Source organism: Rhodoferax fermentans (genome assembly GCF_002017865.1).
GTDB lineage: Bacteria > Pseudomonadota > Gammaproteobacteria > Burkholderiales > Burkholderiaceae_C > Rhodoferax > Rhodoferax fermentans.
Map to the genome: position 1 here is coordinate 1,093,900 of NZ_MTJN01000002.1, position 24,208 is coordinate 1,118,107.

Consider the following 24,208-nt stretch of genomic DNA (forward strand, 5'->3'; position numbering starts at 1 on the left):
TCTAAAAGCAGATAATTTCTTAACGACAGTCACAGAAAAACTGAGCATGAGCACCTCTTTCAATTACAAACATCTGTACTACTTCTGGGTGGTCGCCAAAGAGGGCGGCATCTCACGGGCCGCTGACAAGCTGGACATGGCGATACAGACGGTGAGTGCACAGGTGCGCGAGTTGGAGCGGTCCCTGGGTTTTGCACTGCTTAAACCGGCCGGGCGCGGACTGGTGCTGACCGAGGCTGGTCAGGCCGCTTTGCAACAGGCCGACCTGATATTTCAACTGGGTGAGGACCTGCCATCCAAGGTGCGTGACGCGGTGAGCTCACCCACCGTGCGCCTGGCTGTGGGTGTGTGCGATGGTCTGCCGAAACTGGTAGTGCACTTGCTGCTGCAACCGGTGATGGCCGAAGCCAATTTGCGCCTGCTGTGCCAGGAAGGCAAGCTCGATGACCTGCTGGGCGATCTGGCGCTGCACCGACTCGACGTGGTATTGTCTGACCGACCCGCACCCAACAACCCCAACATCAAGCTCTACAGCCACAGCATGGGCTCATCCACCATCGCCTGGTACGGCACCTCAAAATGGCTGGAGGCCACCCACCACAACTTTCCACAAAGCTTGGCCGATGTGCCCCTGCTGCTGCCCACCACACACACGGCTGTACGCGACCGCCTGGACCTGTGGTTTGAGCAACGTGCCATTCGCCCCCGCATCGTGGGCGAATTTGCCGATGGCGCCTTGCTGAAAACATTTGGGGCCAGCGGCATGGGTGTATTTCCAGCGGCGGCTTGGGTGCACGACGATTTGCTGGCCCGCTACGCGGTGCAACGCCTGGGTTCGTGTGAGGGGGTGACCGAGCACTTTTTTGCGATTGGCACAGAAAAGAAAGTGCAGCACCCGCTGGTGCAAAGGCTGCTGCAGCCCGTGCTGTAACGGGCTGCGTGGCCTGCGGCGTGTTGTGGACTCAGGCTTTGGGCTGGGTCGGCGCACTGCGCACACTCAGCAGCATGGTCAGCGCCAAGATGCCTACCACCACCCCCAAAGACACACCCACCGGAATTTTGTAGATGTCAATCAAACACATCTTGGTGCCAATGAACACCAGAATCACCGCCAAGCCGTAGTTGAGCAAATGGAACTTGTTGGCCACCGCCGCCAACAGGAAATACATGGCACGCAAACCCAGGATGGCAAACACATTGCTGGTCAGCACAATAAACGGGTCGCTGGTGATGGCAAAAATCGCCGGGATCGAGTCCACCGCAAAAATCACGTCAGTGAGCGCAATCAGGCAGATCACCATGAACAAGGGGGTGGCGATTTTTTTGCCGTTTTCTACCGTCCAGAAGTTCTCACCATCGTAGTTTTGGCTCACTGGCAGCAACTTGCGCAGCAGTTTCAGGGCCGGGTTGTCATTGAGGTCCGGCTCCTTGCCAGCCGCCCACCACATCTTCACGCCGGTCAGGATCAGAAACGCGCCGAACACATACAAGATCCAGTGGAACTCGGCCAGCAGCCAGCCCCCCACCAGGATCATGACAGTGCGCAACACAATCGCGCCGATGATGCCAATCATCAGCACCCGTTTTTGAAATGCTGTGGGAACGGCAAAGTAGGTGAAGATCATCAGGAACACAAAGATGTTGTCCACCGCCAGCGACTTTTCAATCAGGTAACCGGTCAAGAACTCCAGCGACTTGGTGTTGGCCAATTCGGTGGACCCGGTGCTGTCTTTGACCGCCCACCAAAACAGGCCATTGAACACAAAGCTCAAAGCCACCCAGACCAGCGACCAATGCAGTGCCTCTTTGACACCGATATCGTGCGAGCCTTGTTTCTTGAGCACCACAAAGTCAATGAACAACGACACCAGCACAATGGCGCCGAAAGTGACCCACAGCCAGAGCGGAGCAATGGTTTGCATACATACCTTCCAAGTTGGTGATCGGCCACCCTGTCAAGGGGCTTTGCGGATGCTGCCGACCCAATCGGCAACACAGCAGTGGCCAAAGTCTAGTCGTTTATAACCATGTTTGTTCTGAATAAACCGCCATAACAGTTCGTAAAAACAGGAGTGTTTCAACGCATTTGCCTGCTTCTCCAAAAGCCCTTGGGACGGCAACATCACCCCGTTCAAACACTGCCCTATCGGACTGCCCATGCCTTATGCAATATCTTGGTTTCTGGTTCTGATGCTCCTGGCCATCTGGTCCATGACGGCTTGGGCGCTGCATGCTGTCGCGGCATGGTCAACAACGGGCATCGGTCAACTAGCGGATCAGGCCCAGGCTTGGGAACAGGTGGTGCTGCCGAACTGGGTGGTGCTGTGGTTGCCGCCGGAGTGGATGGACGCGATCAGTGCCAGCACAGCGGTCGTGCTGCCATGGTTTCAGTCTGTCCTGTCCGAGCTGCCGACTGTGGCGCACTGGTTCGGCCCGCTGGCTTGGGGTTTGTGGGGCGTCGGTGCTGTCGTTCTGCTTGCGGGTGGCGGTGCGCTGCATGCCTTGATCGCGTCGATGCGCCGGGCAACACACCGATGAAACCCGCTTGGCGCGATCAGTTTCGCCAAGCGCTGCCCAAGCGCGACACGCTGGCAGCCCACCCCTGGCTCAAACCCGTGGCCAGGCACGTGCTTGACCCCCAGTTGTGGCGACTCCAGCACGAAGCGGTAGCGCGTGGGGTCGCGGTGGGAACGTTTTGGGCTTTTACCATCCCGTTTGCCCAAACCTTGGTGGCCATTGCCCATTGCACCTGGTGGCGCGCCAATATCCCTGCTGCGGCGGCCATGACCATGGTCACCAACCCGCTCACCATCGGCTTCTGGTTGTGGCTGGCCTACCAGCTGGGCGAAAGCATCCTGGGTGCACCCATCAGTTTGGCAAGTGACGGTGGCACCAGGTCTTGGATCGAGGCGTTTGGCTGGCCCACCCTGCTGGGCATGGGGCTGTTCGCCGTGGGTGGTGCGGCCTTGGGTTACGGCGGGGTCAAGCTGATCTGGCGGCTGCGCGTCGGGCTCAAGCTGCGGGCGCGCAAAACCAGGGCTTGAGCCGCCCACGGTCACGTCGGCCAGCGATCTTTCCTTCATAGCAAAAATAGCCTCTGGCCCTTATTGAATAAGGGCTACGCACTATTTTTTTAATAGCTGATTATTAAATGCAGCGGCCTTTTTGAGCTGAAAATAGCAGGGTGCGTGGGCGTAAAATTCGCGCTCGCTTAGAAACGTCACACACCTGCATGCATATCCGTCGCGACGTTCTCGCACTGGCTACTCCTGTCTTTTTTGAGCAGTTTTTCGTCACACTGCTTGGCACGGTCAACACCATCATGGCTGCCCGCATCGGACGCGATGCGGTCTCTGCCATTGGCATGGTGGATGCCATCAACCTGATTGTGTCCTCTCTGTTCTCTGCGCTGGCGATCGGGTCAACGGTGGTGGTGGCCCAATGCATCGGGCGGCGTGAACGCAGCCGTGCCGGTGCCGCAGCCAGCCAGTCGCTGGTGATCTGTGGTTTGCTCGCGCTGCTGCTGGGCGGCCTGTGTGCGGTGTTTCGGGAACCAATGTTGTTCTGGTTGTATGGCGCACCCAGTGCCACCGTACAAAACTACATGGAGCAGTACCTGCTGATCACCGCCTTGAGTTACCCGCTCACCGCGCTGATGCTGGTCACCAGCGGTGCACTGCGCGGTGCTGGCGAGACCCGATTGGCCATGCAGGCCAACGTGCTCATGAACGTGCTCAACGTGATCCTGAGTTACGTGCTGATCTACGGCATGCATTTGCGTACCGAATGGTTCACCATCGATGTCTCCAGCTATGGTGTGACCGGGGCTGCGGTTGCCATCAGTCTGGCGCGACTGGGCGGCACGGTGTACCTGTTGGCCATGCTGCGTCGTTACCAACACCTGCTGCCACTGCAGTTGCGCAGCTTTCACTTCGACGGCAAGCTGCTGCGCGCCCTGTTTGCCATCGGCATTCCCGCCAGTGTGGAGTCGCTGGTGTTCAACGGCGGCAAGCTGCTGGTGCAGGTGATGGTGGTGGGCATGGGCACGGTGGCGATTGCCGCCAATTTCATCGCCTTCTCGGTTGCCCTGCTGCTCAACATTCCGGGCAATGCCCTGGCCGTGGCGCTGACCACACTGGTGGGTCAGGCCGTCGGGCGCGGTGATGAGGCAGATGCCGAGCGGGACATGTGGTACGTGCTGAAACTCGCGGGCATCGCCATGCTCGGCATCGGCATGGTCTGTGCACCGCTGGCACAGTGGATCGTCGGACTGTACTCACGCGATGCGGAGGTGATTTCACTTGGCGCCACGCTGGTCCAACTGAACTGCCTGTTCCTGATCGCTTACCCCACGACCTTTGTGCTGCCCAATGGTTTGAAAGGCGCGGGTGATGCACGTTACGCCATGTTCACCACACTGATCGGCTTGTGCCTGTTTCGGCTCTGTCTGGGTTATGCCTTCGGTGTGCTTCTGGGCTGGGGCGTGGTAGGTGTCTGGCTGGGGATGTTCACCGATTGGCTGGTGCGCAGCGGCTTGTACCTGGCGCGGCTCGCAGGAGGACGCTGGAAAGGCCGCCACCTGCTGAATTAGCGGCTTGACCGGCCTGACCTGCCCCCGGATCGGCGCATCAAACTCCCTTGACCATTGTCAATACGGCGGGCAGAACAGCGCCTAAACTTGTTCCGGTCAGCGTTGAAATTCAAACTACATGGGCGGCCTATGTCATTGGAATGGAAAGATGGCTACAAAATCGGCCATGACGAAATAGATGCACAGCATCAGCAACTGTTCAAACTGGTCAACACGGTGCTGGCGGCCAAGGACAAAGCGACGCTGACAGCCTGTGCCATGGCCCTGTTCAAATACACCCGTGAGCACTTTGCCCACGAGGAGGCGCTGATGCAGCGCCTGGACTACCCGGCGATGGCCGCGCACAAAGCCCAACACGAGAGTCTGATCTCCCGCCTGAACGAGGTGTCTGCCCGCATCGCCAACGGCACGCTGGACCACCAGGTGCTGGAAGTGTTCTTGACCGACTGGCTGCTCAACCACATCGCCAACTCGGACATCAAGCTGGCCACTTACATTCAGGCAACCGTCGAATAAACGCCGGTCAACGGGTCACAGGGGGCGGCCCAAACGCTTTTCGACCTCGCGTTTTTCCCAATCCGGCCCCAGCACCCAGGCGGGCCGGAACACCCGAAAGGCATGCGACAGCAACGCCAGGCCCCAGCCCAGCATGACCCAGTAGAACCACAAGGTGTGTGGTGAAAAAATCAGGTTGACGGCCAGCAGGCCAAGGTTCACCACCACATATTTCATCAGGTGCAGGTAGAAGCCACGCAGTTTGCGGACCTGGTCAAAAGCGGCCTTTTCTTGTTGTTCGGTGATCGTGAGAGCGGGGTTGTTCATGTTTGGCTCCGGGTTCAGGGTTGAGAAGTCGACCTCGAAAACCGCAGCCAATGATTTGAGGGACTCGGTGCTGGCTGGCTCACCCGCCTCGATGCGTTGCACGGTGCGCACACTCAGACCACTGGCATCAGCGAGCTGTTGTTGTGACCAACCGTGTTTCAAGCGAAGTTTTTGAACTGACATGTCCGGATTCCTCTGTGCTGCGGAGACCTCAGTGTCCAGCCAAGGCCTGCCAAAAACAACGACAGCATAACGACAGAGACACGCCAAACAGCCGACAACGGGCCGCCAGACCGACTTTTCGGCCCATTTCGGCTGGATTTCTACCGTTTTTGTCTGCCCAGGCAGAGCTGGTCAACATGGCAAGGGCGGGCAACGCACACCTGTGGTGGCCAAGCTCATGCGGGCGCACCTATTGCCTTACCCTTCAGGTGCACCTCTGCCACATCAGAATTCAGGCACAAAAAAAGCCCGCAGCGGGTGAGGCTGCGGGCTTTTTGGTGTTTCGCTCAGCTTGGCTGATCAGCGGTCGTTCTTGGAGAAACGTTTTTGCGCGTCACGTGGCACAAACACCTTGCCACCACCTGCCGGTTTGGCAAAGGCTGGCTTGCCAAAGGCCGGTTTGCCAAACGCGGGCTTGCGGTCGCCAAAGTCAGCGCGCGGCGCGAAGTCACCACGTGGTGCGGGTGCACCGGCGCGGCTACCGGCAAAGCGGTCGTTGAAGCCGCCTTTGCGTTCGTAGCTGAAACCTTCACGCGGCGCAGCTGCCGGGCGCTCGTCACGCTGGGCAAAACCACCGGCTCTATTGTTTTGATAGCTATCTGCGCCCACTACACGCGGGCCAGAGGCATTTCTGTCATTAAAACCGCCACGGTTGTCGTTGAAACCACCGCGGTCGCCGCCGAAGCCGCCACGGTTGCCACCAAAACCACCACCGGCCGGACGGCCACCGCCGCCAAACTTGCGGTCATTACCGCCCCGGTTGTCACGGCCACCAAAGCTGGGGCGCGAGTCCGGCATACGTTGCTGCGGCTCCAGGCCCGGCACCACTTCGGCCTTGATCGGCTGACGGCTGTAGGCTTCGATGTCAAAAATCTTGCGGCGGTCACGGAACTCGGCAAAGGTGATGGCCAGGCCATCACGGCCAGCACGACCGGTACGGCCAATGCGGTGGGTGTAATCCTCGGCCTTCATCGGCAGACCAAAGTTGAACACGTGGGTGATGGTGGGCACGTCAATACCGCGCGCCGCCACATCGGTGGCCACCAGGATCTGGACATGACCCTGGCGCAGCGCCATCAGACGGCGGTTGCGCAGACCCTGGCTCAGTGCACCGTGCAGGGCCACGGCGTCAAAACCGTCTTGCTGCAGGTCATTGGCCAAGCCGTCGCACTCGATCTGGGTGCTGGCAAACACAATGGCCTGGTTGATGGTGGTGTCGCGCAGCCAGTGGTCCAGCAGCTTGCGTTTGTGCTGGGCGTTGTCGGCCCAGAACAGCACCTGCTTGATGTTGGCGTGTTTTTCTTGAGGGCTGTCGATGGTGACGCGCTGGGGTTCGCGCATGACGCGGGCGGCCAGTTGCTGGATGCGCGGCGCAAAGGTGGCGCTGAACATCATGGTCTGTTTGCGGCCAATGGTCAGCTGGTTGATCTCGGCCAGGTCGTCCGAGAAACCCAGGTCGAGCATGCGGTCGGCCTCGTCCACCACCAGGAATTGCACCTGGTCAAGTTTGATCTGCATCGAGCGTTGCAAATCCAGCAAACGGCCCGGGGTGGCCACCACCAGGTTGGCGTTCTGCAACTTGGCAATCTGCAATTGGTAAGGCATACCACCCACGATGTTGGCGACACGCAGACCACGGCAATGTTGCACCAGGTCGATGGCGTCATGGGCCACTTGCTGGGCCAGTTCACGGGTCGGGCAAACAATCAGCGCACCCGGGGTCGGGGCGGTGAAGTGGCGCGGGTTGGTCGGGTCTTTGCGCTTGGCGCGCTTCGGGGGAGCTTCACCCTTGGCAGCAGCTTCCGCCACAGCGCGTTGGTAGTCTTCGCGCTCTTTGGCTTCGGCCTGGGCCATCTGGGTCAGCAAGGTGTGCAACACCGGCAGCAAGAAGGCTGCGGTCTTGCCGCTACCGGTCTGGCTGGAGACCATCAGGTCGATAAAACGGGAGTCTTTGGCACCTTCGCTGTGGCCTTGCATGGCCAGCGGAATGGTTTTTTGCTGCACGGTGGTGGGCTGGGTGAAGCCCAGGTCTTTCACCGCCAGGATCAGCTCGGGCGCCAGGCCCAGCGTGACAAAGCCGTTGGGCACTTCAGGTTCTTCAACCAGCGTTTCTTGCGCGTCGACGGCTTCAGGGCTGTCGTTGGCAATCAGGTGCAGGTCGGTGGACAAATTTTCGGCAGACGACAAGTCGCCTGTCGCTAAGGTAGCGTCAGTCATGGATTTCTTTCATGCGCGAGCGCCGCAGGTTGTGCGGCAGCTCCGTTTATGGTTAAAAAACATCAACCATCAAACGGAACCAGCTCTGACTCAATATCTTGAGTTATTTCAGCGCCAGGGGCCCTATTGGTCGCCACCTGCTAGCAGGTTGGCATTGGGCCCGGTGAATGTTGGGAGATGTACAAATTTGCACTGCCGATTGCAGCGCAGCCAAAGATTATGGCACAGGTTCGGGTTTTTACCTAGCCACACCTCAAACAGGGGCTTTGAGGAAGTGCTCGCGGTAGTGTTCCAGCTCGTCAATTGACTCATGCACATCGGCCAGAGCGGTGTGCCGCTGTTTCTTTTTGAAGCTTTTGTAAACCTCGGGCGCCCAGCGTTTGGACAGCTCCTTGAGGGTGCTGACATCGAGGTTACGGTAGTGGAAAAACGCTTCGAGCTTGGGCATGTACTTGGCCAGGAAACGCCGGTCCTGCCCGATGCTGTTGCCACACATGGGTGACGTGGCTTTGGGCACATAGTGGCTCAAAAAGGCGATGATCTGCGCTTGGGCTTCTTCTTCGGTCAGGGTCGAGGCCCGCACCTTGTCGATCAGGCCGCTTTTGCCATGGGTGCTTTTGTTCCATTTGTCCATGCCGTCCAGCAGCGCGTCGCTTTGATGCACCACCAGCACCGGACCTTCGGTGCGGTTTTCCAGCTTGGGGCCGGTGACGATGACGGCAATCTCAATGATGCGATCAGTTTCGGGGTCAAGCCCGGTCATCTCGCAGTCGAGCCAGACCAGGTTCTGGTCCGATTTGGGCAGGGGGGTGGCTGACTCGGCAACCGGCGAAGAGGTGGGGGCGTGGGAGGTAGGCATGGGGCAAATTGTCGCCCATCACCTAAACTTCGGCGCCATGTACGACACAAACCTGTTTTCCGACCCTTCCCTGCGTTTAACTCTGGCTTTTGCTGTGGTGCTGACGCTGGGCTTGTTACTCAAGTTCTGGCTGAGTTCACGTCAGATCCGCCATGTGGCACAGCACCGAGATCAGGTGCCCGCCGCCTTCGCCCAGACCATCACCCTGGCCGCACATCAGAAAGCGGCTGACTACACCGTGGCGAAAGCACGTGTGGGTTTGGTGGAGATGGCGCTGGGTGCGGTAGTGTTGCTGGGCTGGACACTGCTGGGCGGCCTCTCGGCGCTGAACCAAGCGTTGGCGCCCTGGCTGGGCGCAGGTTTGCTGCAGCAACTGGCGGTGTTGGTGTGTTTTGCGCTGATCAGCGGCCTGATCGACCTGCCGCTGTCGCTCTACCAGACCTTTGTGCTGGAGGAGCAGTTTGGTTTCAACAAGACGACCTTCAAACTCTGGCTGCTGGACATGGTCAAGGGCAGCCTGATCGGCGCGCTGATTGGCCTGCCGATTGCTGCGCTGATCCTGTGGATGATGGGCGCCAGCGGCGGCCTGTGGTGGCTGTGGGCCTGGTGTGTGTGGATGGGGTTTAACCTGCTGTTGCTGGTGATCTACCCGACCCTGATTGCGCCACTCTTCAACAAGTTCACCCCGCTGCAGGACGACGCTGTCAAAGCGCGGGTCACTGCCTTGATGCAGCGCTGCGGCTTTTCAGCCAAGGGCCTGTTTGTGATGGATGGCAGCAAACGCAGCGCCCACGCCAACGCCTACTTCACCGGTTTTGGCGCCGCCAAACGGGTGGTGTTTTTTGACACCCTGCTCTCCAAGCTGAGCCCGGCCGAGGTGGACGCGGTGCTGGCGCATGAGTTGGGCCATTTCAAACACAAACACATCATCAAACGCATTGTGTCGATGTTTGCGATGAGTCTGGCCGGGTTTGCCCTGCTGGGCTGGCTGGCCACCCAAACCTGGTTCTACACCGGTCTGGGGGTGATGCCCAACCTGGCCGCGCCCAATGACGCGCTGGCGCTGCTGCTGTTTCTGCTGGTGATGCCGGTGTTCAGCTTTTTTGTCTCGCCGCTGTTGGCCCAGTTGTCGCGCAAACACGAGTTTGAGGCCGACGCCTACGCCGTGCAGCAGACCAGCGGGCAGGATTTGTCTACCGCACTGCTCAAGCTTTACGAGGACAATGCCTCTACCCTGACGCCCGATCCGGTGTACGTGGCGTTTTATTACTCGCACCCCAGCGCCTCGGAGCGGCTGGCGCGTATGCTGCCAACACCGGTCTAGGCACCGCGTCCAGACCGCCACCACTCTCGCCAACCTAGTGAGGAAATATGCGTGTAGCCCATACAATACGAGCGCTCAAAGCTACAGAGATAGTAGCAAACCTGGCCAAACTGGAAGGCTGGACCCTCTCGGGTGACGGCGACAGCCTGGCCATCGAGAAGCCCTATGGTTTTGCCAATTACTACCAGACCGTGGCCTTTGTGAACGCGGTGGCCTTCATCGCCCATTCCGAAGACCACCACCCCGAGCTGCTGGTGCAACAGCGCCAGTGCCTGGTGCGCTGGCGCAGCGACGACGTGCACGGCATCTCGCCCGCCGACTTTGCCTGTGCCAAGCGGGTCGATGATCTGCAGCCCGAGACTGTCGCCAGTTGATGGCGCCACCGAGTCAACAGTCCGGCCTGATCGTGGCCAACTATGGCCGCCATTTCCTGGTCGAAAGCGCCTCGGGTGAGCGGCGCATCTGCCACTCACGCGGCAAAAAAAGCCAGGGTGTGGTGGGTGACCGGGTGTGGTGGCTGGCCTCGCAGGACGAAGGCACGATCGAGAAAATCGAGCCCCGGCGCAACCTGTTTTACCGTCAGGACGAGGTGCGCACCAAATCCTTTGCCGCCAACCTGGACCAGGTGCTGATCCTGATCGCGGCCGAGCCCGAGTTCTCCAGCAGCCAGCTCTCGCGCGCACTGATTGCCGCGGAGGAACAGCACATCACCCCGATCATCGCGCTCAACAAACGTGACCTGACCGAGCCCTTTGCCCGCGCCTGGGCTTGGCTGGCGCCCTACCGGCAGATGGGTTACGACGTGTTGCCGCTGGCCATGGCCACCCACAACGAGGCCGACCGGGATGCCCTGTTGCAACGCCTGAGTGGCAAAACCACGCTGGTGCTCGGCCCCTCGGGTGCGGGCAAGAGCACCTTGATCAACCGCCTGATCCCGGGTGCGCTGGCGCAGACCGGCGAACTGTCACAAGCGCTGAACTCAGGCAAACACACCACCACCAGCACCACCTGGTATTGGCTCAATAGTGACAAAACCAGCGCGCTGCTGGACTCGCCGGGCTTTCAGGAGTTTGGGCTGAACCACATCGACCCGGCCCAGCTGGCCGCCTACATGCCCGACCTCAAACCCCATGTGGCGCACTGCAAGTTTTACAACTGCAGCCATTTGCACGAACCCGGTTGTGGTGTGATGGCTGCGGTCGAATCGGCCTCTAGCCCTGGTGAGATCAGCGCCAACCGCTACAAGATTTACAGCGAGTTATACGCCGAGTTAAAACAGATCCGGCGTTACTGAGGCGCGCCGCCGGGCATCAGCAGCTGCGCCAGCGCCTGTAGCAGCGCATCACACTGCTGCGGTGTGCCGACACTGATGCGCAGGTACTGCTCGATGCGTGGCTGCTTGAAGTGGCGCACCAGCACGCCATGTGAGCGCAGGCCAGCGGCCAAAGTCGCCGCGTCAAACAACGGATGCCGGGCAAACACAAAGTTGGCTTGCGAGGGCAAGACCTCAAAGCCGAGGTCTTCGAGGGCCAGCACCAGGCCTTCACGGCTGCTCATCACCTGCTGGCGGGTACGCTCGAAATAAGCCGTGTCATCCAATGCCGCCACCCCACCGGCAATCGCCAAGCGGTCCAGCGGGTAGGAGTTGAAGCTGTTTTTGACCCGCGTCAGCGCCTCGATCAGATGCGTCTGGCCGCAGGCGTAACCAATGCGCAACCCCGCCAGCGAACGCGATTTGGACAAGGTGTGCACCACCAACAGGTTCGGATAACGTGCAATCAAAGGCACCGCACTCTGGCCGCCAAAATCCACATAGGCCTCGTCCACCAGCACCACCGAGGTGGGGTGCAGCTGCAGCAATTGCTCGATGTCGGCCAGCGGCAAACCGATGCCGGTCGGCGCATTCGGGTTGGCGACCACCACACCGGCCACCGACTGGCCCGGCGCCAGTCCGTAGTCGGCCACGGCCAGGCGCAAGCCCTCACGCAAGGGAACGGTCTGGGCGCTGATGCCGTAGAGTCGACAGTAGACTTGGTAGAAGCTGTAGCTGATATCGGGCATCAGCAGCGGATGCGACTGTTGGAAAAAGGCAAAAAAGGCGTGTGCCAGCACCTCGTCCGAGCCGTTGCCGACAAACACATGCTGCTCGGCCAAACCAAGCTGTGTGGCGATGGCCTGGCGCAAGGCGCTGGATTCGGGGTCGGGGTAGAGCTGCAGGCCCTGTTGTGCCGCCTGCGTGATGGCCGCCACCACACGGGGTGACGGCGGATAAGGGTTCTCGTTGGTGTTGAGTTTGACCAGACGCTCGATCTTGGGCTGCTCACCGGGCAGATACGGCACCAGCTGCGCCAACACCGGACTGTAGAAGGACGACGACATCAGGAATCACTTCAAAACAAAGAGCTACAGGCCCTTTATCCATAAGGGCCAGAGGCCAATTTCTCTTACAAACTAACCCAGCAGCCGGGCCAGCGTCAACAAGGCCAGCATCAGCACCCACATGACCACGGTGCGCCACACCAGCCCCACCACCACCGCCAGATGCTGCAGCTCAGGACCGGGGCGACCGGCCGACACATCCTCGTCCAGCGGCATGGCCGCGCTTGGGCTGGGCATGTAGGCACGTGCACTGCTGCCACGCAAAGCGATGTTCACCGCACCCGACATGGCCGCCAGCACCAGACCGTCGTTGCTGGGGCGGCCTTGCTGGGCGAAGCGCCGCCAGCTGTCGATGGCTTCCTCAAAATTGCCGACCACCGCAAAACTGATGGCGGTGAGGCGGGCAGGTACCCAATCCATCAGCGCCCAGGCCTGGTGGGCATTGTCTTGCGCGGCACGGCTGACAGGTTGCAGGTGCGCCTGACTTTGGTGCTGCCAGTAACGGGCGACAAACTCGGCCAGGCGGTACAACACCGCCCCGGTGGGCCCCAGTCCCAACACGGCCAGCACCGAAAACCAGGCCAGCACCCCAAACACATGGCGGTGTGCTGCCAATACCGAGATTTCAATCACCTGCCCGATGATTTCGGTGCGCGGCAGATCACGGGCGTCCATGTGCTGCCAGTCGGCCAGCAGGCGACGCGCCTTGGCATCATCACCCTCGGCCAGGGCGTCCCGGATCTGGGTGAAATGGAAACTGAACTGGCGAAAGCCGAGCGAGGTGTACAACACCAGCGCACTCCAGAGCACCGCCAGCGCCCAGCTGACAAAAAAACCCAGCAGCCAGTAGATCAGCAGCGCCGCCAGTGCGGGCCCACCCACCGCCAGGTACCAGACCAGCCAGCCATGCACCGGCTTGCCAGCATCGAGCATGCGCGCGCACCAGCGCACCCAAGACCGCATGGCCATGTGGATCGGATTGCCACGACCCAAAGGCCGCGCCTGTTCCAGCAGCAAGGCAAAAAGCACCGAGATGAAGCTCATGCAATGATCATAGCGGCTGCGCCCGGCTGGCTCTGGCCTCAGGCGCTCAAAAACCGGTAAAAGTTACGCAGCATGCCTGCGGTGGCACCCCAGATATAACGCTCCCTCAATCCATCGTGGTACGGCATGGACAACCAGTGGCGCTCTACCCCCTGCCACAACAGCTGATGGTGCTGATGGTGGGCCGGGTCCATCAGGAAGGACAGCGGCACCTCGAACACATCCGACACCTCCTGGGCATTGGGCAACACCTTGAAGCCGGGTTGCACCAGCGCCACCACCGGCGTCACCAGAAACGCCGAACCTGTGGTGTAGAGCGGCAACTGGCCCAGCACTTCCAGCCCATCCGGTGCCAACCCGACCTCTTCATAGGCCTCGCGCCGGGCGGCTGCCGCGGCATCAACATCCTCCTCGTCGAGTTTCCCACCCGGAAAGGCGATCTGCCCGGCATGCGTCGACATGTGCGCGGTGCGCTGGGTCAGCAGCACAGTGGGCGCGGTGTGCATCACGATGGGAATCAGCACCGCCGCGTGCATGGGCGCGCGGTCCATGAATTGTTTTTCAGCCACCAGCTCTGGCTGCCACACAGGGGGCACCAGAAAACGCTGGCGCAAGGCGTCGGGCTGCAGCCTGACGGCAGGCACAGGGGGCAAATGGGTGTCCACCTGAATCACCGGCACCTGACGTGGGTCCATCGCGGGTGCGGAGCTCATGAAAGCTCACACACAGACGTAAAAAAAACCGCCACTGTCACCAGCAGGCGGTTTTTTGGGAAGCATGGGCTGCCTTATGCGGCCACAACTGCGACCTTGCGGGCCGGCAGTTTTTCCTTGATACGTGCCGACTTGCCGCTGCGGTCGCGCAAGTAGTACAACTTGGCACGGCGCACGTCACCACGGCGCTTGACTTCGATGCTGGCGATCAGCGGGCTGTAGGTTTGGAACGTACGTTCAACACCTTCGCCGCTGGAGATCTTGCGAACGGTGAAGCCGCTGTTAAGACCGCGGTTGCGCTTGGCAATCACCACACCTTCGTAGGCCTGGATACGTTTGCGGCTGCCTTCAACCACGTTCAGGCTGACCACCACGGTGTCACCAGGGCCAAAGTCGGGCACTGTCTTGTTCAGACGAGCAATTTCTTCTTGCTCAAGGATTTGAATCAGATTCATAAAAGACCTCAAATGATCTTGCAAGCGCCAGTATCAGAATTGACACAGGCCCAAGGCACTAAGCGCTTGAGCGGCCCCGCAGAGGATCGGTTAGCCGACTATTATAGCCTGAGCAGCACAGCCTCGTCTTCGGGGCTCAGCAAACCGGCTTGTCGGGCTTGGGCCAGCACATCCGGACGCAGTCTGGCGGTCAACATCAAACGTTGGTCACGCCGCCAGCGCTCAATACGCAGATGGTGGCCCGATAACAACACCTCGGGAACAGCCTTGCCTTGCCAGACTTCGGGACGGGTGTAATGCGGGCAGTCCAGCAAACCGTCCAGCGCCGGATTGAAGCTGTCCTGGGCGTGGCTGTCCGCATCACTGAGCACACCTGGCTGCAAACGCGCCACCGCATCGAGCAGCGCCATGGCTGCAATCTCGCCACCCGAGAGCACAAAATCTCCCAGGCTGATCTGTTCGGTGACATGGGTATCGATGAAGCGTTGGTCCAGGCCTTCGTAACGACCACACAACAAGATCGCCCCCTGGCTGCTGGCCCAGCGGGTGACCGCGGTGTGGGTCAGAGGCTGGCCGATGGGGGAAAACAACACCACCGGGGCGTCATCCGCCCGCTCCTCACGCAGGCGTGCCACACAATGCGACAACGGCTCGGCCATCATGACCATGCCCGGCCCCCCGCCAAACGGCCGGTCATCGACCCGACGGTAGTTGCCCTCGGCGTAATCACGCGGGTTGCTCAGCTTGACCTTGACCTGACCTGACTCAAACGCACGCCGCGTGATCCCGGTCGTCAAAAACGGGGCAAACAGTTCAGGAAAAAGCGTGACCACATCAAATTGCATGATGTGTGCCTCAGTAGTCGGGTTGCCAGTCCACCAGGATGCGCCGGGCAGCCAGATCCACATCATCGACATAGGCCGCGACAAAAGGGATCATGCGCTGCAGAGTCTGCCCGTCAACCTGATCCTGCATCACGAGCACGGTTTGTGGGCCGGTGGACAGCAGTTCAGAGACTTGCCCCAGGCTCAGCCCCTCACGGTTGACCACAGCCAGTCCGATCAGGTCGACCCAGTAATACTCATCTTTCCGGGGTGTCGGAAAACTCGACTTGGCGATAAAAATACGCGCGCCACGCAGTGCATCGGCCGCAGTGCGGTCATCCACCTCGTGCGCAGAGGCCACCACGGTGTCGGAATGGGGTTTGGCTTCTTTGATTTTGAGCTGTCCAACACCGTCAAAGGTTTTGACACCTTTCTCGGTGGGCAGCAGGAACCAGCGCTTGGAAGAAAAAAGCGCCTCGGGATCGGCGCTATAAGGCAGGACCTTGAACCAGCCCTTAACGCCCCAGGCGTCTGCGATGCGCCCGACTTCGATGGCGTCTGCCGGCAGTTCGGCAGCCTCAAGGCCGGGCAGCATACTCACTCTCAAGCAGCTTTTTTGGCAGCCTGGTTCACCAAACGCTCCACGGTGGGAGACGCTTGAGCACCCACACTGCGCCAGTAGGTCAGGCGATCCTGGGCGATACGGATGCTTTCTTCATTGGCAGTGGCGATCGGGTTGTAAAAACCGATGCGTTCAATGAAGCGACCATCACGACGGGTGCGCTTGTCAGCAACCACGATATTGAAGAACGGGCGAGCCTTAGCACCGCCACGGGCGAGTCGAATGACGACCATAATTGATCCTTTGGGAAGTGGCTTTTGAATTCCACGAAAATTGGCACCGAGCCCGACGTTTGAGACACGCGACTTGACCACCCGGCCAGCGACACGTCAGACAACCCAATATTATATCTGTTCCAACACCATGCCAACTATTCGCCCCAGCACCCTCGACGACATCCCCCACATCACCGCCATTTATGCCCACCACGTGTTGCACGGCACCGGCACCTTTGAGGTCGAACCACCGAGCGAAAACGACATGACTCAGCGCCGTGCCGACGTGGTCAACAAAGGCCTGCCCTATCTGGTTGCCGCCGAGGGCGAGCGGGTGCTGGGTTATGCCTATTGCAACTGGTTCAAACCACGGCCAGCCTACCGGTTCTCAGCCGAGGACTCGATTTACATCGCGCCCGAAGCTGCTGGCAGCGGTTTGGGCCGAGCCCTGATGGCAGAGCTTTTGCGCCAAGCGGAGCTGGCTGGTGTGCGCAAAATGATTGCGGTGATCGGTGATTCAGCCAATGCGGGCTCCATCGGTGTGCACCGCAGCGCGGGTTTTCGCCATGTGGGCATTCTGGAGGCCTGCGGCTGGAAGTTTGACCGCTGGCTGGATGTGGTGCTGATGGACAGAGCCCTGGGCTTGGGCAACACCACCACACCCGAGTAACACCAGAGTCAGAAACCTCAGAACACCTGCAAGCTGATCCAATAGGCCACTGCCGCCACAAAGGCGCTGGCCGGAATGGTCAGAATCCAGGCCCAGATGATGTTGCCAGCAACGCCCCAGCGCACCGCGCTGGCGCGGCGAGTGGAGCCTACGCCCACAATGGCGCCTGTAATCGTGTGGGTGGTGGACACCGGCACACCCATGGCCGTTGCCAGAAACAGCGTGATGGCTCCCCCGGTCTCCGCACAAAATCCGCCCACCGGCTTGAGTTTGGTGATTTTCTGACCCATGGTCTTCACAATGCGCCAGCCACCCAGCATGGTGCCCAAGCCAATCGCCGAATAACAAATGATCACGACCCAGTTGGGGGGCGCACTGTCACCGGCCTGAGCGTAACCCGTGGCGATCAGCAGCATCCAGATGATGCCAATGGTCTTCTGTGCGTCATTGCCACCATGCCCGAGGCTGTAGGCACCGGCGGACACCAGCTGCAATCGCCGAAACCACTTGTCGACCTTCAGGGGACGATAGTCTCGGCATAACCAGGACACCACCACCATCATGATGGAGCCCAGCAGAAAACCTAGCAAGGGCGACACAAAGATGAAGATCACGGTCTTCATGATGCCCGAGATGATCAGGGACGCCACACCGGCCTTGGCAATCGCGGCCCCGGCAATGCCGCCAATCAGGGCATGGGATGAACTGCTCGGAATGCCGTAATACCAGGTGATGAAATTCCAGGTGATGGCCCCCACAAGCGCCCCAAACACCACATGGGTGTCCACAATGCCGGGCAGGACCGTGCCCTTGCCAACGGTGGCAGCCACACTCAAGTGGAAAATGAAGATGGCAACGACATTAAAAAATGCCGCAAAAACAACGGCCTGACCAGGCTTGAGCACACCGGTGGAGACCACCGTGGCGATGGAGTTGGCGGCATCATGAAACCCGTTCATGAAGTCGAACACCACCGCCATCAAGACCAGGACAACGACCACCCACGCAGCGGTTTGCACAGTTTCCATAACTAAAGCGCCACCGTTGATCAGGAATTCTCGAGGATGATGCCCTCGATCAGATTGGCCACGTCCTCACAGCGGTCGGTGATGGTTTCCAACAACTCATAAATGGCCTTGAGCTTGATCAGCTCACGCACATCCGGTTCTTCGCGGAACAACTTGCTCATGGCGGTGCGCAAGACACGGTCTGCGTCACTCTCCAGCTTGTCGATCTCATCACAAGTCTTCAAAGCGGCGTCAGCAGTGGTCGCTTCGGCGATCTTGCTCAGCAAATACACCGCATCACGCAAACGCTCACAACATTTGACACTGAGATCCGTCAGCCGCTTGATCTCGTCCGTCATGTGGTGAATGTCGTACAAGGCCATGGTTTCGGCCGAGTCCTGAATCAAGTCAGCCACGTCGTCCATGGTGTTGATCAGCCCGTGGATCTGCTCACGGTCAATCGGTGTGATGAAGGTTTTGTGAATGGCTTTGTTGACTTCGTGGGTAACACGGTCTGCCGCACCTTCGGCATGGTTGACTTCGCGGTGGTACTTCTCGCGCAGCTCAACGTCGCTGTAGTTGGCCACCAGGTTCGAAAAAGCCTTGGCTGCCACCACAATGTGGTCGGCATGCTGGTTGAACATGGTGAAAAAATTGGTATCTCGCGGAAGCAGCTTGCCAAAAAACACAGTATCTCCTTGGGGAATAAGTCAGTTTGATGAACAAACTGTTAACAGCAGGAGTTTAACCGTGGCAACTTGTTGCACTGCAGCAACAAAAATGCCCCGCAACCTGGATTGCGGGGCACTGCACCTGTCAGAGGTGGGACAGGTTAAGGGCTACATAACGCTCAGGCGCAAGCAGCGTCTTTGACACCGTTGGCGACGTCGGTGTAGTCCTTCACCTGGTCAAAGTTCAGGTACTGGTAGATCTTGCCACTGGCCGCTGTGAGGACACCCATGTCGGCCATGTACTCCTCCTTGGTCGGGATACGGCCCAGCTTGGAACAGATCGCGGCCAACTCGGCACTACCCAGGTACACATTGCTGTTTTTACCCAAGCGGTTCGGGAAATTGCGGGTCGAGGTGGAGAACACTGTGGCGCCCTCTTTCACTTGCGCCTGATTGCCCATACACAGGCTGCAGCCCGGCATTTCCATGCGTGCGCCGGCGCTGCCCAACACACCGTAATGCCCCTCTTCGGTCAGTTGTTTGGCATCCATCTTGGTCGGTGGTGCCATCCACAGCTTGACCGGGATGTCACGTTTGTTCTCCAGCAGCTTCGACGCTGCGCGGAAGTGGCCGATGTTGGTCATGCAGGAGCCAATGAACACCTCGTCAATCTTGGCACCAGCCACATCTGACAGGGTTTTGACATCGTCCGGATCGTTCGGGCAGGCCACGATGGGCTCATGGATGTCTGCCAAGTCGATCTCGATCACACTGGCGTATTCGGCATCGGCGTCAGCTTTGAGCAATTGCGGGTTGGCCAACCAAGCTTCCATGGCTTTGATGCGGCGATTGATCGTACGCACGTCCGAGTAACCATTGGCAATCATCCACTTGAGCATCACGATGTTGCTGTTGATGTACTCAATGATCGGCTCCTTGTTCAGGTGCACGGTGCAGCCTGCGGCGCTGCGTTCGGCCGAGGCATCGCTGAGCTCAAACGCTTGCTCGACCTTGAGGTCAGGCAGGCCTTCAATCTCCAGAATACGACCCGAGAACACGTTTTTCTTGCCTTGTTTGGCCACGGTCAGTTCACCGGACTTGATGGCGTACAGCGGAATGGCGTTGACCAGATCACGCAGCGTGACACCGGGCTGCATCTTGCCTTTGAAACGCACGAGCACACTCTCCGGCATGTCCAGCGGCATGACGCCAGTGGCAGCACCAAAGGCCACCAGGCCAGAACCGGCCGGGAAGCTGATGCCAATCGGGAAACGGGTGTGGCTGTCACCACCGGTACCCACGGTGTCTGGCAGCAGCATGCGGTTGAGCCAGCTGTGGATGATGCCGTCGCCCGGGCGCAAGGGGATGCCACCGCGGTTGCTGATGAACTCCGGCAACTCGTGGTGCATCTTGACGTCGATGGGCTTGGGGTAAGCCGCCGTGTGGCAGAAGGACTGCATCACCAGATCGGCGCTGAAGCCCAGGCAAGCCAAGTCTTTGAGTTCATCGCGGGTCATCGGACCGGTGGTGTCCTGGGAGCCCACGCTGGTCATCTTGGGTTCGCAGTAGGTACCGGGCAAAACGCCCTGACCTTCAGGCAGACCACAAGCACGGCCGACCATTTTTTGCGCCAGGGTAAATCCCTTGCCAGTGGCTTTGGGGTTTTGTGGCAGGCGGAACAGGGTCGACACCGGCAGGCCCAGCGCCTCACGCGCTTTGGCCGTCAGGCCACGGCCGATGATCAAGGGAATACGGCCACCGGCGCGCACCTCATCAAACAACACTTCACTTTTGAGAGTGAACTCTGCAATCACCACGCCGCCCTTGAGCGCTTTTCCCTCATAAGGGCGCAGCTCGATGGTGTCGCCCATGGCCATCTGGCTGACGTCCAGCTCAATCGGCAGGGCACCCGCATCTTCCATGGTGTTGTAGAAAATCGGGGCGATCTTGGAGCCCAGGCAAACACCACCAAAACGTTTGTTGGGCACAAAAGGGATGTCTTCACCGGTGAACCACAACACACTGTTGGTCGCCGACTTGCGGCTCGAACCGGTGCCGACCACGTCACCGACGTAGGCCACCAGGTTGCCACGGGCGCGCAGGTCTTCGATGAACTTCACCGGGCCACGTTTGCCGTCTTCTTCAGGCGTGATGCCATCACGTTTGTTTTTCAGCATGGCCAGCGCATGCAAAGGGATGTCTGGGCGGCTCCAGGCATCGGGAGCGGGGCTCAGGTCGTCGGTGTTGGTCTCACCAGTGACCTTGAGCACGGTCAGCGTGATGCTTTGTGGTACTTCCGGGCGGCTGGTGAACCATTCGGCATCGGCCCAGCTCTGCAACACGGCCTTGGCAAAGGTATTGCCTTTGTCAGCCTTGTCCTTGACATCGTGGAACTGGTCAAACATCAGCAGGGTCTTTTTCAAACCCTCGGCTGCCACAGCCGCTACTGCGGCATCGTCCAGCAGGTCAATCAGCGGTGTCAGGTTGTAACCACCCAGCATGGTGCCCAGCAGTTCGGTGGCCTTGGCACGGCTGATGAGTGAACACACTTCCGTGCCATGTGCCACAGCAGCCAGGTAGCTGGCCTTGACCTTGGCCGCATCATCGACACCGGCTGGCACACGATGTGTGATCAGGTCCAGCAAGAAGGCTTCCTCACCCGCTGGCGGGTTTTTCAGCAGCTCAATCAAGTCAGCCGTTTGTTGCGCCGTCAATGGCAAGGCAGGGATACCCAGAGAGGCACGTTCGGCAACGTGGGCGCGGTAGGCTGGCAACATAGTTCAATCTCCTTTTTGAATCGGCAATACAGACGGTGAGGGGAAGCAGCGGATCGGCTTAGTGAACCGTGCTTACTGGGGCAACAGTGGCGGCCGGTGTTGGCGCTGTCTGTTCAGTCACCACCGGCAAAGGTTCTAGCAAATTGGGCTGCGGATTTTTCGTCATGGCATCTGCCACTGCCACTTGCATGGGGGTCATGCAGGCATCGGCCAGGCGAGAACCGGTTTTGTGGTTCATCAGCATCGACTTGTTGGACAACTGCAGCCAGACGGCGCCAGCAACCGGGTCCTCCAGTCGAATCGCACCGGTGCTGCTCACCACGGGCGCCATCTTGAATTTGAAATTCTTGCCCCAGACATCAAAGTAACCAGGCGCAGCCGCCTCGGACGCCACATTGACAACCACACCCAACTCACAGGGCATCCGGCCTACTTCGACGCGTTCAGCAATGGCCAACTCTTCTGGGCTCAGAGCGGCATCCGCAGCACGCATGCCCGAGGCCATTTGCGTGGCCTGTGTCTTGAGTTCAACCCGGCTTTTCGACTTTGCCGTGACCAGTTTCTTTTTGACCGGGGCTGGGCCAGGCGGCTGGGCATGCACCGTGGTCAAAACGGCAGCCATGCCCAAGACCATCAGCGTCACCAAGGGCTTGAACCATCCACGCGTTGTAGGCGTCGGAATTACATTCTTCATCTCATCTCCTGTCGTCCACATGGACCGAACTCACAACACAAAATAGGGGAAGGCCGGGTCCTGGTGATCCAGTTGGGCCGTTTGATACGCTTTTTCAAGCACTTGCCAGTAATAGCGGTAGCTGGCTCGGTCATGTAATTTGCCTGCCACCGAAATAGGTGCCCAGTCGGCCGCATGCGCAGCACAAATGATATGACTGGCTTGCTCGACCTCGCTCTGCGCAGGGGTAAAAGCAGCCAGAATCGGGCGAATCTGGTCGGGATGGATGCTCCACATGCGGGTGTACCCCAGCTCACGGCTGGCCCGCAATGCCGCCGCTTGCACCACATCTGGCCGCTTGAATTCGGTCACCACGCAGTGCGAGGGCACTTTGCCAAAGGCATGACAAGCGGCGCTGACCTCGAGTTTGGCGCGCACCACCAACGGATGGCTGAACTGGTCATAGGTGGTCTGGGCACCGGGCTCAGCCACCGCCATGGCAGAGGCAGGAATGGCACCCCCGTGCGCCGAGACAAAGTCCATCAATCCAAAACTGAGGGATTGCACCCGGGGATGCGCTGCGATGGCGGCGACCTGCTGCACCGCCAGTGGCGACTCGATCAGCACATGCAGCGGTAACGCCTGAGCACGGTTTGAGCTTGCCAGCGCCGCATCAATGACCCGAGCTGCCCGGTCCACATCCGCAACACCGTCCACTTTGGGCAGCATCAGATGGCTCCAGGCCGCACCGGCTTCACCCACGACTATCTGAACATCCTGCTCAAACGCTGGGTGGTCCACCGGATGCACCCGCACCGCAACACGTCGGGCACCATTGATTGCTTTATTTTTTGTAGCTACTAGCCCTTGATTCACAAGGGCTGAAACCATGAATGCATGGTCTTTTTCGCCCCCGACCGGGGCGCCATCCTCACAGTCCAGCGTGACGTCAAACACACAGGTACCGAACTCCTCGGTCATCTCAGCCTGCAGGGCCAGTGCCTTGCGCATCCGAGACTCAACACCACAGTAGTGGTCACACACCGGCAAGGGCGCTGCAACCGCAGCGCCCAGCAGCACATGGCGAGGATGGGTCACGTTGGTGTGATTCAGCTAGCTGCGTTCAGAGCAGATGGGCCACGCCAGCCTGTTCGTCTTGCAACTCTTTGAGCGTCTTGTTGATGCATTCCTGGCTGAACGCATCAATGGCCAAGCCTTCCACAATTTTGTACTCGCCGTCAACACAGGTGACAGGGAAACCAAACATGGTGTCCTTGGGAATGCCGTATTCGCCATTGGATGGGATACCCATGGTGACCCACTTGCCGTTGGTGCCCAATGCCCAGTCATGCATGTGGTCGATCGCGGCGTTGGCTGCAGAAGCTGCCGAAGACACGCCACGTGCGGCGATGATGGCTGCACCACGCTTGCCCACGGTCGGCAGGAAGGTGTTGGCGTTCCACTCGTGGTCGTTGATCATGTCTTTCACGCTGTCACCGTTGACCGTGGCGAAACGGTAGTCGGCGTACATGGTGGGTGAATGGTTGCCCCACACGGCCATTTTTTCGATGTCTGCCACAGCCTTGCCGGTCTTGGCAGCCAGTTGGCTCAAAGCGCGGTTGTGGTCCAGACGCAGCATGGCGGTGAAATTTTTGCGCGGCAGATCCGGGGCACTCTTCATGGCGATGTAGGCATTGGTATTGGCCGGGTTGCCAACCACCAGCACCTTGACGTTGCGCGAAGCCACGGCATTGAGAGCCTTGCCTTGGGCGGTGAAAATTTCAGCATTCACAGCCAACAATTCAGCACGCTCCATGCCTGGGCCACGCGGGCGAGAACCAATCAACAAGGCGTAGTCCACATCCTTGAACGCGGCCAGCGGGTCGCTGTGTGCCTCGATACCGACCAGCAGCGGGAAAGCGCAGTCCTGCAACTCCATGATCACACCCTGCAGCGCCTGCTGCGCTTTTTCAACCGGCACTTCCAACAGGCTCAACACCACGGGCTGATCCTTGCCCAACATCTCACCGGAGGCTATGCGAAACAGAATGGCGTACCCAATTTGACCAGCTGCACCAGTAACAGCAACGCGAACAGGCTTCTTGCTCATAGTAAAACTCCAG

26 protein-coding genes are annotated in these 24,208 nt (G+C 59.5%); 9 read left to right on the top strand and 17 right to left on the bottom strand.

Annotated features, from left to right (window positions below; translation table 11 throughout):
- The first annotated feature begins 46 nt into the window (after positions 1–46).
- Entirely contained in the window at positions 47–931 is an 885-nt protein-coding gene (locus RF819_RS05315; protein WP_078364009.1) for a LysR family transcriptional regulator, read from the top strand.
- 31 nt (positions 932–962) lie between these two features.
- Here RF819_RS05315 and RF819_RS05320 read toward each other — a convergent pair whose 3' ends face one another.
- Positions 963–1,922 (bottom strand): TerC family protein, encoded by a 960-nt coding sequence (locus RF819_RS05320; protein ID WP_078364010.1) that lies wholly within the window; start codon positions 1,920–1,922, stop codon positions 963–965.
- 235 nt (positions 1,923–2,157) lie between these two features.
- On the opposite strand from RF819_RS05320, the gene RF819_RS05325 reads away from it, so the two are divergent.
- The 4 genes from RF819_RS05325 to RF819_RS05340 all read left to right on the top strand — a co-directional run bounded on the left by RF819_RS05325 (position 2,158) and on the right by RF819_RS05340 (position 5,107).
- On the top strand, positions 2,158–2,538 hold the full coding sequence (locus RF819_RS05325) for a hypothetical protein (protein WP_143541614.1): 381 nt from the start codon (positions 2,158–2,160) through the stop codon (positions 2,536–2,538).
- Complete coding sequence (locus RF819_RS05330; RefSeq protein WP_078364012.1) at positions 2,535–3,044, top strand: DUF2062 domain-containing protein; 510 nt, start codon at positions 2,535–2,537, stop codon at positions 3,042–3,044. The genes RF819_RS05325 and RF819_RS05330 overlap by 4 nt, the downstream gene beginning before the upstream one ends.
- A gap of 188 nt (positions 3,045–3,232) precedes the next feature.
- Positions 3,233–4,591, top strand: coding sequence for an MATE family efflux transporter (locus RF819_RS05335; RefSeq protein WP_078364013.1), 1,359 nt, complete (start codon positions 3,233–3,235; stop codon positions 4,589–4,591).
- Between the two features lie 129 nt (positions 4,592–4,720).
- A complete protein-coding gene (locus RF819_RS05340) occupies positions 4,721–5,107 on the top strand; it encodes a bacteriohemerythrin (protein WP_078364014.1) in 387 nt (128 codons plus the stop codon).
- Positions 5,108–5,122: 15 nt separating this feature from the next.
- Here RF819_RS05340 and RF819_RS05345 read toward each other — a convergent pair whose 3' ends face one another.
- From RF819_RS05345 to orn, 3 genes are all read right to left on the bottom strand, one after another.
- Positions 5,123–5,596: a helix-turn-helix domain-containing protein gene (locus RF819_RS05345; RefSeq protein WP_078364015.1), complete on the bottom strand. Its 474-nt coding sequence runs from the start codon at positions 5,594–5,596 to the stop codon at positions 5,123–5,125.
- Between the two features lie 339 nt (positions 5,597–5,935).
- The gene (locus RF819_RS05350) at positions 5,936–7,852 is read right to left on the bottom strand and encodes a DEAD/DEAH box helicase (protein WP_078364016.1); all 1,917 of its coding nucleotides are present in this window, start codon (positions 7,850–7,852) and stop codon (positions 5,936–5,938) included.
- A 253-nt stretch (positions 7,853–8,105) separates the two neighbouring features.
- Positions 8,106–8,711: an oligoribonuclease gene (orn, locus tag RF819_RS05355; protein WP_078364017.1), complete on the bottom strand. Its 606-nt coding sequence runs from the start codon at positions 8,709–8,711 to the stop codon at positions 8,106–8,108.
- A gap of 37 nt (positions 8,712–8,748) precedes the next feature.
- Between orn and RF819_RS05360 the strand changes: the two genes are divergently transcribed.
- From RF819_RS05360 to rsgA, 3 genes are read left to right on the top strand one after another with little or no spacing between them, the layout of a single operon-like run.
- Complete coding sequence (locus tag RF819_RS05360) at positions 8,749–10,035, top strand: M48 family metallopeptidase (RefSeq protein WP_242472886.1); 1,287 nt, start codon at positions 8,749–8,751, stop codon at positions 10,033–10,035.
- A gap of 47 nt (positions 10,036–10,082) precedes the next feature.
- Positions 10,083–10,409 carry a 4a-hydroxytetrahydrobiopterin dehydratase gene (locus RF819_RS05365; RefSeq protein ID WP_078364019.1) on the top strand — a complete coding sequence of 109 codons (327 nt, stop codon included), beginning with the start codon at positions 10,083–10,085 and terminating at the stop codon, positions 10,407–10,409.
- Positions 10,409–11,329: a ribosome small subunit-dependent GTPase A gene (rsgA, locus tag RF819_RS05370; RefSeq protein WP_078364020.1), complete on the top strand. Its 921-nt coding sequence runs from the start codon at positions 10,409–10,411 to the stop codon at positions 11,327–11,329. Before RF819_RS05365 ends, rsgA begins: the two co-directional genes overlap by 1 nt.
- Here rsgA and hisC read toward each other — a convergent pair.
- From hisC to rpsP, 7 genes are all read right to left on the bottom strand, one after another.
- Complete coding sequence (gene hisC, locus RF819_RS05375; RefSeq protein ID WP_078364021.1) at positions 11,323–12,414, bottom strand: histidinol-phosphate transaminase; 1,092 nt, start codon at positions 12,412–12,414, stop codon at positions 11,323–11,325. The genes rsgA and hisC overlap by 7 nt on opposite strands.
- Before the next feature lie 72 nt (positions 12,415–12,486).
- A complete protein-coding gene (locus tag RF819_RS05380; RefSeq protein WP_078364022.1) occupies positions 12,487–13,458 on the bottom strand; it encodes a CobD/CbiB family protein in 972 nt (323 codons plus the stop codon).
- A gap of 38 nt (positions 13,459–13,496) precedes the next feature.
- Positions 13,497–14,171 (bottom strand): CoA pyrophosphatase, encoded by a 675-nt coding sequence (locus RF819_RS05385; protein WP_078364023.1) that lies wholly within the window; start codon positions 14,169–14,171, stop codon positions 13,497–13,499.
- A gap of 74 nt (positions 14,172–14,245) precedes the next feature.
- On the bottom strand, positions 14,246–14,626 hold the full coding sequence (gene rplS, locus RF819_RS05390; protein ID WP_078364024.1) for a 50S ribosomal protein L19: 381 nt from the start codon (positions 14,624–14,626) through the stop codon (positions 14,246–14,248).
- Between the two features lie 101 nt (positions 14,627–14,727).
- A complete protein-coding gene (trmD, locus tag RF819_RS05395; RefSeq protein ID WP_078364025.1) occupies positions 14,728–15,471 on the bottom strand; it encodes a tRNA (guanosine(37)-N1)-methyltransferase TrmD in 744 nt (247 codons plus the stop codon).
- A 10-nt stretch (positions 15,472–15,481) separates the two neighbouring features.
- A complete protein-coding gene (rimM, locus tag RF819_RS05400; protein ID WP_078364026.1) occupies positions 15,482–16,045 on the bottom strand; it encodes a ribosome maturation factor RimM in 564 nt (187 codons plus the stop codon).
- Between the two features lie 8 nt (positions 16,046–16,053).
- Complete coding sequence (gene rpsP / locus RF819_RS05405; protein ID WP_078364027.1) at positions 16,054–16,305, bottom strand: 30S ribosomal protein S16; 252 nt, start codon at positions 16,303–16,305, stop codon at positions 16,054–16,056.
- Positions 16,306–16,435: 130 nt separating this feature from the next.
- On the opposite strand from rpsP, the gene RF819_RS05410 reads away from it, so the two are divergent.
- Positions 16,436–16,957 carry a GNAT family N-acetyltransferase gene (locus RF819_RS05410; protein WP_078366786.1) on the top strand — a complete coding sequence of 174 codons (522 nt, stop codon included), beginning with the start codon at positions 16,436–16,438 and terminating at the stop codon, positions 16,955–16,957.
- A 17-nt stretch (positions 16,958–16,974) separates the two neighbouring features.
- On the opposite strand, the gene RF819_RS05415 is transcribed toward RF819_RS05410, so the two are convergent.
- From RF819_RS05415 to RF819_RS05440, 6 genes are all read right to left on the bottom strand, one after another.
- A complete protein-coding gene (locus tag RF819_RS05415) occupies positions 16,975–17,985 on the bottom strand; it encodes an inorganic phosphate transporter (protein WP_078364028.1) in 1,011 nt (336 codons plus the stop codon).
- A gap of 20 nt (positions 17,986–18,005) precedes the next feature.
- A complete protein-coding gene (locus RF819_RS05420) occupies positions 18,006–18,653 on the bottom strand; it encodes a DUF47 domain-containing protein (RefSeq protein ID WP_078364029.1) in 648 nt (215 codons plus the stop codon).
- A gap of 161 nt (positions 18,654–18,814) precedes the next feature.
- Positions 18,815–21,412, bottom strand: a complete 2,598-nt coding sequence (acnB, locus tag RF819_RS05425; RefSeq protein WP_078364030.1) for a bifunctional aconitate hydratase 2/2-methylisocitrate dehydratase — start codon at positions 21,410–21,412, stop codon at positions 18,815–18,817.
- Between the two features lie 58 nt (positions 21,413–21,470).
- Complete coding sequence (locus tag RF819_RS05430) at positions 21,471–22,106, bottom strand: hypothetical protein (protein WP_143541615.1); 636 nt, start codon at positions 22,104–22,106, stop codon at positions 21,471–21,473.
- Positions 22,107–22,136: 30 nt separating this feature from the next.
- Positions 22,137–23,183, bottom strand: coding sequence for an HpcH/HpaI aldolase/citrate lyase family protein (locus RF819_RS05435; protein WP_244899872.1), 1,047 nt, complete (start codon positions 23,181–23,183; stop codon positions 22,137–22,139).
- A gap of 25 nt (positions 23,184–23,208) precedes the next feature.
- On the bottom strand, positions 23,209–24,195 hold the full coding sequence (locus tag RF819_RS05440) for a malate dehydrogenase (protein ID WP_078364032.1): 987 nt from the start codon (positions 24,193–24,195) through the stop codon (positions 23,209–23,211).
- Positions 24,196–24,208: the final 13 nt, after the last annotated feature.

What these genes read in the sequence shown, in the direction of transcription:
- RF819_RS05315 (WP_078364009.1), top strand. Translation starts at nt 47, where the DNA reads ATGAGCACCTCTTTCAATTACAAACATCTGTACTACTTCTGGGTGGTC.
- RF819_RS05320 (WP_078364010.1), bottom strand. Translation starts at nt 1,922, where the DNA reads ATGCAAACCATTGCTCCGCTCTGGCTGTGGGTCACTTTCGGCGCCATT.
- RF819_RS05325 (WP_143541614.1), top strand. Translation starts at nt 2,158, where the DNA reads ATGCCTTATGCAATATCTTGGTTTCTGGTTCTGATGCTCCTGGCCATC.
- RF819_RS05330 (WP_078364012.1), top strand. Translation starts at nt 2,535, where the DNA reads ATGAAACCCGCTTGGCGCGATCAGTTTCGCCAAGCGCTGCCCAAGCGC.
- RF819_RS05335 (WP_078364013.1), top strand. Translation starts at nt 3,233, where the DNA reads ATGCATATCCGTCGCGACGTTCTCGCACTGGCTACTCCTGTCTTTTTT.
- RF819_RS05340 (WP_078364014.1), top strand. Translation starts at nt 4,721, where the DNA reads ATGTCATTGGAATGGAAAGATGGCTACAAAATCGGCCATGACGAAATA.
- RF819_RS05345 (WP_078364015.1), bottom strand. Translation starts at nt 5,596, where the DNA reads ATGTCAGTTCAAAAACTTCGCTTGAAACACGGTTGGTCACAACAACAG.
- RF819_RS05350 (WP_078364016.1), bottom strand. Translation starts at nt 7,852, where the DNA reads ATGACTGACGCTACCTTAGCGACAGGCGACTTGTCGTCTGCCGAAAAT.
- orn (WP_078364017.1), bottom strand. Translation starts at nt 8,711, where the DNA reads ATGCCTACCTCCCACGCCCCCACCTCTTCGCCGGTTGCCGAGTCAGCC.
- RF819_RS05360 (WP_242472886.1), top strand. Translation starts at nt 8,749, where the DNA reads ATGTACGACACAAACCTGTTTTCCGACCCTTCCCTGCGTTTAACTCTG.
- RF819_RS05365 (WP_078364019.1), top strand. Translation starts at nt 10,083, where the DNA reads ATGCGTGTAGCCCATACAATACGAGCGCTCAAAGCTACAGAGATAGTA.
- rsgA (WP_078364020.1), top strand. Translation starts at nt 10,409, where the DNA reads ATGGCGCCACCGAGTCAACAGTCCGGCCTGATCGTGGCCAACTATGGC.
- hisC (WP_078364021.1), bottom strand. Translation starts at nt 12,414, where the DNA reads ATGTCGTCGTCCTTCTACAGTCCGGTGTTGGCGCAGCTGGTGCCGTAT.
- RF819_RS05380 (WP_078364022.1), bottom strand. Translation starts at nt 13,458, where the DNA reads ATGAGCTTCATCTCGGTGCTTTTTGCCTTGCTGCTGGAACAGGCGCGG.
- RF819_RS05385 (WP_078364023.1), bottom strand. Translation starts at nt 14,171, where the DNA reads ATGAGCTCCGCACCCGCGATGGACCCACGTCAGGTGCCGGTGATTCAG.
- rplS (WP_078364024.1), bottom strand. Translation starts at nt 14,626, where the DNA reads ATGAATCTGATTCAAATCCTTGAGCAAGAAGAAATTGCTCGTCTGAAC.
- trmD (WP_078364025.1), bottom strand. Translation starts at nt 15,471, where the DNA reads ATGCAATTTGATGTGGTCACGCTTTTTCCTGAACTGTTTGCCCCGTTT.
- rimM (WP_078364026.1), bottom strand. Translation starts at nt 16,045, where the DNA reads ATGCTGCCCGGCCTTGAGGCTGCCGAACTGCCGGCAGACGCCATCGAA.
- rpsP (WP_078364027.1), bottom strand. Translation starts at nt 16,305, where the DNA reads ATGGTCGTCATTCGACTCGCCCGTGGCGGTGCTAAGGCTCGCCCGTTC.
- RF819_RS05410 (WP_078366786.1), top strand. Translation starts at nt 16,436, where the DNA reads ATGCCAACTATTCGCCCCAGCACCCTCGACGACATCCCCCACATCACC.
- RF819_RS05415 (WP_078364028.1), bottom strand. Translation starts at nt 17,985, where the DNA reads ATGGAAACTGTGCAAACCGCTGCGTGGGTGGTCGTTGTCCTGGTCTTG.
- acnB (WP_078364030.1), bottom strand. Translation starts at nt 21,412, where the DNA reads ATGTTGCCAGCCTACCGCGCCCACGTTGCCGAACGTGCCTCTCTGGGT.
- RF819_RS05430 (WP_143541615.1), bottom strand. Translation starts at nt 22,106, where the DNA reads ATGAAGAATGTAATTCCGACGCCTACAACGCGTGGATGGTTCAAGCCC.
- RF819_RS05440 (WP_078364032.1), bottom strand. Translation starts at nt 24,195, where the DNA reads ATGAGCAAGAAGCCTGTTCGCGTTGCTGTTACTGGTGCAGCTGGTCAA.